Annotated in this window: 9 protein-coding genes; 7 read left to right on the top strand and 2 right to left on the bottom strand. The window is 38.1% G+C overall.

Annotation, left to right across the window (positions count from 1 at the left end; translation table 11 throughout):
* A partial coding sequence (locus WSC_RS0104265) for a hypothetical protein (protein WP_237716281.1) occupies positions 1-206 on the top strand: 206 nt, incomplete at its 5' end.
* Between the two features lie 542 nt (positions 207-748).
* Here the strand turns inward: WSC_RS0104265 and WSC_RS0104260 are convergent.
* Together WSC_RS0104260 and WSC_RS0104255 are read right to left on the bottom strand one after the other, a co-directional pair.
* A complete protein-coding gene (locus tag WSC_RS0104260) occupies positions 749-934 on the bottom strand; it encodes a hypothetical protein (protein WP_016954669.1) in 186 nt (61 codons plus the stop codon).
* 107 nt (positions 935-1041) lie between these two features.
* On the bottom strand, positions 1042-1317 hold the full coding sequence (locus tag WSC_RS0104255; RefSeq protein WP_016954668.1) for a hypothetical protein: 276 nt from the start codon (positions 1315-1317) through the stop codon (positions 1042-1044).
* Between the two features lie 395 nt (positions 1318-1712).
* On the opposite strand from WSC_RS0104255, the gene WSC_RS0104250 reads away from it, so the two are divergent.
* From WSC_RS0104250 to WSC_RS21850, 6 genes are all read left to right on the top strand, one after another.
* Positions 1713-2027 carry a hypothetical protein gene (locus WSC_RS0104250; protein WP_016954667.1) on the top strand — a complete coding sequence of 105 codons (315 nt, stop codon included), beginning with the start codon at positions 1713-1715 and terminating at the stop codon, positions 2025-2027.
* Positions 2028-3104: 1077 nt separating this feature from the next.
* Entirely contained in the window at positions 3105-4757 is a 1653-nt protein-coding gene (locus tag WSC_RS0104235) for a hypothetical protein (protein ID WP_237716280.1), read from the top strand.
* Entirely contained in the window at positions 4750-5205 is a 456-nt protein-coding gene (locus WSC_RS0104230; RefSeq protein ID WP_016954663.1) for a toxin-activating lysine-acyltransferase, read from the top strand. Before WSC_RS0104235 ends, WSC_RS0104230 begins: the two co-directional genes overlap by 8 nt.
* Positions 5202-6146, top strand: coding sequence for a glycosyltransferase family 2 protein (locus tag WSC_RS0104225; protein ID WP_016954662.1), 945 nt, complete (start codon positions 5202-5204; stop codon positions 6144-6146). Before WSC_RS0104230 ends, WSC_RS0104225 begins: the two co-directional genes overlap by 4 nt.
* A gap of 2 nt (positions 6147-6148) precedes the next feature.
* Positions 6149-7153, top strand: coding sequence for an aminoglycoside phosphotransferase family protein (locus tag WSC_RS0104220; RefSeq protein ID WP_016954661.1), 1005 nt, complete (start codon positions 6149-6151; stop codon positions 7151-7153).
* Positions 7154-7158: 5 nt separating this feature from the next.
* A complete protein-coding gene (locus WSC_RS21850; protein WP_157447179.1) occupies positions 7159-7959 on the top strand; it encodes an SDR family NAD(P)-dependent oxidoreductase in 801 nt (266 codons plus the stop codon).
* Positions 7960-7961 lie beyond the last annotated feature (2 nt).

Here is a 7961-nt window from a genome sequence, read left to right as displayed (position 1 = left end):
GGGGAGCTATGGATCAAAAAATAATTAGAGCCTGCGCCGTGTTAGCCAGTGCTGTCATTTCGGTGTCTGCTACAGGTGCAGCAGGCACCATTGCTAGTGTGGTGCCAGGTGGGCAGGCAGCAGGTATGGTTTTTGGAGCCGTAAGCTTTTTTGCAACAGCGTTTTATTATAATAATTATAATTCAAAGCTCTTCTGGGAGCTTTGAATTGTTACCTAGATTGGGCGATGATATGACTAGAACGCAGACCGCAATATTATCTGGGATGCTAGCATCTTTTTGGCTGGGTAAAGCAGGTAGTAGTTTTGGGATCGACTACGTAATTTTGTTATTGTTACTGATTTGTGTAATTGCAATAAATTTGTTTTTTGAGACTAGAAAAAAGAGTTAGCGTTCGCTCTAGTCTGTCACGTAGTCTTTGCACCCCTACCTTCAATGAATATTTAGTATTTATTGGTAAAAACAATAAAACTATACTTTTGGGTAGGTTTAATTGTTAGCCATGCAATATTGCTGTTGCTAAGAGCTGCATCAAATTTTAACCATCATATATCGTAAATTTTGTTCTGATTGGTTCTCGTGCTAAGCATAGGTTCGCTCCCTTAAACCATAACTATTTAACAAGAGTTTGCCGATTGATTTAATTTGAAAAGAACTGTATTTCTGTAATTCGACCACTAATTTCGGAAAGCGACGAATTTTCGCCCGATATACCGAAATTACTAGCCGGATTATTCCGTAAAATGCAGTTATGTTTCGTATTTTTTTAGTAGCTGGCTCATTTTTATAGCTCCTGCTGCTGAACAAATGCTAATAAATGTAGTTTTTAAAGTAACATCGCTATTTTCAAGTAGATAAAATATTGTATTAATTACAACTGTTGCAATAATCGATGATGTTAATACGGATATAAAATTTGTATATCTTTGTTTCATAGTGTGGCCTTGTTAGCGTCACTGATAGATACCCAAACTACTTGAAGCTAGCGAAGATCAAAGCTAAAAACTAGTATCTTCAAGTACTTGGGTATAATTTAATTTAGTTAAAAAAAGCTAGATGCCCAACCACCTGCTGCTGCGCCTGCATAGCCCGCAGCAGGTGTAAATCCACCAGCTCCATATATCGCCCCACCTACCGCAGCGCCTATAAACCCAGAACCTGACATATTACCACTAGTTGCACCACCAATAGCATAAGTAGCCATAGCCCCTGCTGCACCTACAATCCCCATACCAATATTAGCTAATATTGCACCGTTTACTTCCTCTACTTCTTCTAACGTCAATTCTCTTATTTCAAATGATTGCATTTGATTCATTTCTATACCCTACGCTGATTAATGAAAACACATCATATAATGAATCAGTTTGAAAAAAACTACACCTAAGAGTAGGATTTCATCAGATGAAGTACTTTTTATTCAGGAGGAGTCGTTTTAATGACCCTCTTCAATGAACAGCTGCCTTGAAATAAAATAATTGTGTATTTGTGTACCGTTGTAATTGCAATTAATTTGTTTGTTGACACTAGAAAAAATAGTGAGCGTCCACTCAAATCAACCTATTTGGCTTTTGTCGTCCTATCCAGAATAAATGTTTAATATTCGTAAAACACCCCTAAAAACTATACATTAGGGTAGGTTTTATTGTTAACTGTGTGTTGTAGTATTTTGGTGGCGTGTGTTACGCGAATGACCTATTAAGGAGATGGAGCATGAACGAAATTAGAGAGTTAACATTTGAAGAAATAGAGGTGGTAACTGGGAATGGTTTTGGTGATTATTTTGCAACTGGTTCGGCTATAGGGGCTACTGCTGGAGTTGGATATGCTGGATCGTTTGCTGGTGCAAGTGCTAGCTCTATTGTTGCTTATGGTACTGCAGGCGGAATGGTTGGGGGGGCGTTAGGTGTATCGTTTGGCGCTGGTTATGCGATTGGATCTGGCATAAATTCAATGTATGGCGCTGCAAGTAGTTATTTCGGTGGAAGTGGTAGCCTTGGTGGTGACATTTATAACCTATTAAATTAACTTTGGATTAGTTAGAAATAGAAGCTATATATTGCTTCTATTTCTAACTCTTTTGGGGGGAGTGATGTTTTTAATTAGACTGGTTTTTTGTTCATGTTTTATAGTAGCTTTACTGTATGGTATGTATCTTATTTATGCGAAAAATGTGGGTAGCTTAGGCTACTTTAGTTTAGCCTTCGCGTGTTTAGCAATTAGCCTTACTCCATCTTCATTGATGGTAGATTTACGCCACATTGCTCAAATTAAAAATCGCGGGTGGCTTGTTTGTACAGGAATTAGTGTGGCACTAGCATTTGCTGCCATAGCATACCGATTAATTTAAGTTGTGCTTTAAACTTTCAGCTCACATTCAGTCGATTGGAAGTGCGTTCGCTGATATAGGGCAGGCTACTATCAATGGCGCTGTTGGCGGAGCCTTTATCGGTTCAGGTGCTGGCATAGCTGCAAGCGCCTTTGGTTTAGTTACCGGATGGGCTGGTAATATTGCGTTTGACAGTTGGCAAAGCTCAACGTTCTAAAAAACAGTTTTGTGGATTAGTTACTAAATTTAATTTTAGGTGTTTGGCATGGAAGCTGAAGTCGAGTAGCTCTATTCTATCTTTTGAAAGCAGGAGTTTATGTGAAAAATTGTAAAAACTGGCTGGGATTGGGACTGTAGTGGTACAGTTGAACTGCTTGTGTATGTAATAGTCAAGTTATTTGCTTGTAGAGACTAGAATAAAGAGTTAGCGTCCGTTCTAGTCAGTCACTTAGTCTTTCACACCCCCTACCTTCAATGAATATTTAGTATTGGTAAAAACATAAAAACTATACTTTGGGGTAGGTTTAATTGTTAACGGTTGTATGTATTCTGTGGTCGGGTGGTGTAATGCGATTAAATTTTGTTTCACTTCAATTATTTTTTGATGCTTTAGCAATTACGCCACTTTCATTGAGGAAAACCTAGGCCAATTAAACTATAGAAAATCGCAGAAAATAGGATGTTAAGTGCTTAAACCAAGATTAATAAAAACCATAAAGAGCCGCTTTCAATTTTTAATAAACACTTCGTTAGTATGGCATAAAGATCTACGACCAATGCCTGCAGACGCAGCTGAATCAGAGCTAGCAAAAAACTTTATTGCGCAATTTTCATACGCCGATTCAGCAAATGCTAGCTTTATAGACTGCCAGTTTGATGAAAACAAAAGTATCGAATTACTTGGTGAGCATTATGGTGGTCAAGGTATTGGTTCTAATGGCGGAGGTGTGCGCTGTGGCAATTTAGGTGACTATCAAATAAAAGGTATTGGAACTAACTTACTGGTGGGAAAAAATGCCCCAAAGGATCATGCTTACGGTGGACTCGATCTAGCAGGTGCCATAGTCGAAACCATCTATACCAATGCTATTAACAAGGCTTTGCCTGTTGGTGCTGTAGAGGTTGAAGGGGTTATTTATACTGGTGGCAATACAGGCTTTACGAGTCGGGGTAAAAATGCTTCTGTTCCTGGTGCTTTATTGGTTAGAAAGCCCTGTATTCGGCCGGCACACTTTGTCCAAGCGCACAATTTTCAGCCGACAGACGCCTACAAACAACAATACTACTCAGATGTGTACCGCACCAAAACAGTCAATCACGCTTTAAAAGCACATTTTGAAAACGACATTGATTACATAAAATTTTTAGGAAAATTTTTGTCTAATTGTGCTAATCAATTTGCGTTTGCCAGAGTGCTAGGCATAGCGCATGGTACTGTTTCACCTTCCAACATTAGTTTTGATGGTAAATGGTTAGATGTTCCTCAGGCTTCGTTTGTTGGTGGTGGGCTCAATTACAATAGCCAAATTCCGCTTTATCAAGAGCCTGGTTTGGTACTCGGCATAATTGACGAGCTTACATATACCTATTCCAAATTCAACAAAACTGGGCTCAATGCACAGCCATTGGTTAATTATTATCAATCACAACTTGATGCTTATTATAGCCATTATCTTGCGGTTTACCTGGGCTTGCCTTTGGATATTGATAAAGCAGAAATCAAGGCCGATTGGGCAATATTAGTCGAGTTTATTAGCCTGTTTATTGTGAAAAAAACCGTTATCTACGAGCCAAAGTATGCCAGGCAGTGTCAGGCTCCTATGCATAGATTGATATTGTTGTTATTTAAATCATTGTTTAACAAAACTATTGCGCTAGTAGAACTACAAGCTGAATTTTCGATGCAAAACACAAAACAAATTAATTCGGTTGTAGGTGCATTTTCTCGTATTTTTCAGCATGTATTTAAATTGCAAACAGGAGCTCATGAATATACACACTTTATAACCTCAAGCTTAATAAAAGCTATAAAACTTAGTGGGTTTATTCGATTTTTTAATCAGGACAATGGCATAGCGCAACACGCGATGCAATTGGCTAATGATATTGAAATTGACCAAATTAATAGGCTTATTTGTGACTATAAACAAGCTGCTGATTGGATTTTCGACTACTCGGCTAATACACCTATTTGCGTTTTTCATTCGCATTCAATAGAAATTATATACGAACAAAAAGACGGTTTATTCGAAGTTCATCAGATAGATGGTGAGGAGAGTTTCTACGATATAAATGATTTTATTTTGTGGCTAAATGCCGTTGATAACCAACAATTGTCATTATGGGGGTACTCGTTTAAAGAAGACTTGCTCGACTTAGCAATTGTTTGTGCAACCACAGAGCAGCACCAGGGGTATGTAAATGGATAAAATTGAGCAGCTTACTTCAAAAGAATTTTGCGCGGCAATGAGTATTCGCGCCAATAGTGGTTTAAGTACATCGGCTGAGCATACTCAATTGTTACTTTATTTAGCAAACCGAGGGCAAATACGGATTTTTCAAGATAATTATTTTCGTCCGATTGGTTACGTGGCTTGGTCTAAGGTGACTAAAGATACACTAAATTTAATACCTGCGTTGCAAGGCAACATTAAATATCCATATGAAAGAACCAGCGGTTACCTGTATTGGATAGATGACTTAGTGATTGAACCGAGGTACAGACTTGATGGGCGCAAACGCTGGCTTCGTTTCTTCAAAAAAAGACGTTTTATTGCATATGCCAAAAACCAGCGTTTGTATACATATATCCGTAGGTTGAATAAACACCACCTCGCTCAATTCTCTTTGCAAATAGCACAAAAGGATAAAGTATGAGCTGTTCAATTGTTACCGCATGCATGAATAGAAATGCTGGTCTAGTAGAAGGCTTGCGCTCTTGGCTTAAACTCAAAGTAGATGAAATTATCGTCGTTGATTGGTCATCAATAGAAGCAGTGACGGATACTCTTGAACTCAACGGCATTAATGACGAAAGAATCAAAATTATCAGAGTTGAATCGGAATCATTTTGGGATTTAACACGAGCTTTTAATTTGGGGTTTAGTTTTGTTACATCAGAGAAGATCATAAAAGTAGACGCCGAAGTTACAATTTCACCAGACTTTTTAGATAAGCACCAGATACAAAATGGTATGTATTATCGGGGGGATTGGGAGAAAGTTGCATGCCAAACACAAATTTACGTAAATGGATTCTTTTTTTTATATACAGCAGATTTACGAGCAATAAACGGTTTCAACGAATACATAGATTTGTACGGCTATGATGATTTAGATATTTATCAAAGGTTAGAAGGTGGCGTTTTAAATTTAATACCCAAGCAGGTAACTGAACAATATATTTTTCATATAGAGCATAATGACAATGAGCGGGTGATAAATGTTGCAAGTCATCCTGACTATGCATGTATACCAACGGTATTAAAAGCCATTCCTGGGTTTTTAGTCATGTTTAATGAGCTACTTGCCAAAATGTTACCGTCATGGGGGCCTCATTCGCTCTCTGCTGAATACATTACTACGCAGGTCAATGGCAATTACTGCAGGGCGGAACTCAAACAAGTCTCTAAGCCTCCACACTTTGAAAAGTCTAAAGCTGATGCGGCTTATTATGCGGTATTAAAGTATTTATCTTGGTTTGTTTCGCCCAAAATATATGACGTGGACTATTCGGATGTTGTGGGTTACCTAAATACTAACGAACACAATTTGTCTTGGGATGATATGAGACATGCGTTTAATCTAATAGAAGAATAATAATGTGCCAGAACTTCCAGAATCCACTAATTGACAATCGCACTATTGAAGTTGAGCTGTATCCGGCAATTACAAGAATCTTTAAGCATAATATAGCTAGTGTCGGGCAAATGTGTGAGTCAAGCTTGAGACTGCTATCCATTGCCAAAAGAAGTCTGGTGATTTTAATTGAAACGCCAAATCGGCAAAAATATATTTTTAAGGCCAGATTAGAACCCAACCTTTACGCACTTTTTAAGTCGGCATACGAGCTATTAATCAGTAGGCAGAGTGATACAAACCTAAAGGTTCATGCACTCGACATGAGTTGCAAAGAATTTCCGTATCCTTATGTGATTACTTCTTTTGTCGAGGGGGAAGTTAAATTCAGCTGGGATGAAGAAACACATCTGCTACATGCACAAACACTTGCTAAATTGCACAGGAAAACTTATCCATCTTATCGTTTTTATGGTGGGCAAGCGTCAACTGTAATGTGTATCCAGAATCTATTTGAAGGTTGTGTCTATTACTGGCGACAAAACCAACCTAATTTGTTTTTAGAGTCATTTGTAAATAAAACGATTGACCATTTAATGTCTGAGTTTCATTTGTATAAAGTTGCTTTCAGAGCAAAAACAGAGTTTTCAATGGTGCATGGCGATGCCCACAACCAGAACATCATTATTACAACTGGTGCTGTTAATCTAATAGATTGGGAGTCAGCTTATACAGGAGATGGTGCCATTGATTTCGCCAAATTGTATTGGCCGTTTTCTACCGCTTGGCAGCACCATATTAATGATAGTGTTAAAAATGCGGTAATTTCCGAGTACCTCAGTATTTACCCCGATCCTTATTTTGCAGAACGTGTAGAGGCGTGGACATTATTTAGTATGTTCTTCTCGTATCTAGACCATAGCTTATTTTGCTCCACGCACACTGAAACTAATAAAGTTGAGTATCAAAATAGAATGTTTGCAAAAAATAAGATTGAGCGCTATTTCACTGAGAAATGGAGTTGTTAACACGAATGTTAAACAAAAAAATCATTCTAATTACCGGCGGCGGCAATGGTTTAGGCCTTGGTATGGTTGACGTATTTGTTTCATTGGGTGCTTTTGTTATTGCAGTTGATATAGATGAAAAGGCGGCCGCTAAGTTGCAAAAATATAATCGACTTAAGCAATCGGTGGATTTTGTTCGCGTCGATATAAGTAGTTCAAGCGAGGTACTTCAACTAAAAAATTATATAGTGGATAAATACCACTATATTGACGGCCTCGTGAATAACGCAGCAAAAATGCATAGTGCAGGTTTTTTTGATTCGACTTTAGAGGAGTTTGATTCTGTCATAAATCTAAATTTAAAGTCAGTATTTTACATGAGTCAGGCTTTTTCTAAGCTGATGTCTGAAAACAGAAAAGGTGCCATTGTAAATGTCTCTTCAACACATACTAAAGCTACATTGCCTGGCCATGAGATTTACGCAGCTTGTAAGGCTGGTATCGCAGGTTTAACTCGCTCTATGGCACTAAGTTTAGGGAAACATGGCGTTAGGGTAAATACCTTGTCTCCAGGGTTAATCGAGACAGATAAAATTGTTAAGCATATAAATAGTACACCCGGTTTGACCAAAGCCTACTCACAGATGTCCCCAACAAATCAGAATAATAGTGTTGCGGATGTAGCTAATGTTGCTGCTTTTTTGCTTTCAGATAATGCAAGGGCAATTAACGGTGCAGATATTGTTGTTGACCAAGGCGAATCTGTACAGGCTTATAATATTGAACAATTTGGAATTTGCGTGAGGGAGAATGCACGCTGTGAGTAATT

The organism is Catenovulum agarivorans YM01 (genome assembly GCF_000281085.1).
Classification (GTDB): Bacteria; Pseudomonadota; Gammaproteobacteria; order Enterobacterales; family Alteromonadaceae; genus Catenovulum; species Catenovulum agarivorans.
Note: the sequence above shows the minus strand (reverse complement) of the source record. Positions and strands in the feature narration are given on the sequence as shown.